This window comes from Mesorhizobium sp. M1D.F.Ca.ET.231.01.1.1, assembly GCF_003999155.2.
GTDB lineage: Bacteria > Pseudomonadota > Alphaproteobacteria > Rhizobiales > Rhizobiaceae > Mesorhizobium.
This window is the reverse complement of record NZ_RZOZ02000155.1, coordinates 1-332: the sequence shown is the minus strand read 5'-3', so window position 1 is coordinate 332 and position 332 is coordinate 1. Positions and strand designations below refer to the sequence as shown.

The following is a 332-nucleotide window of genomic DNA, read 5'->3' as shown; positions in this document are numbered from 1 at the left end:
GGTGAATTTCATCGACACGGCCGAGCTTTACTCGATTCCGCCCAAGGCGGAGACGCAGGGGCGGACCGAAAGGATCATCGGCAGCTGGATGAAGGCCAACCGCAACCGCGACAAGGTCATCCTTGCCTCGAAGGTCGTCGGCCTCCCCGACAACACATGGTTCCGGGGCGACCGCCCGTCGAAGCTGGTACGCCCCGATATCTGCGACGCAGTCGAGAAATCGCTGGCAAAGCTCGGCACCAACTATATCGACCTCTATCAGATCCACTGGCCGGACCGGGACATTCCGTGGGGCTCGAATCCGACACGCGTCGGGGCGCCGGCGCGCCGGG

Annotated in this window: 1 protein-coding gene; it reads left to right on the top strand. The window is 63.9% G+C overall.

Annotated features, from left to right (window positions below; genetic code table 11):
• On the top strand, window positions 1–332 hold a 332-nt coding region (locus EN874_RS32735), incomplete at both ends, for an aldo/keto reductase (RefSeq protein ID WP_189396750.1).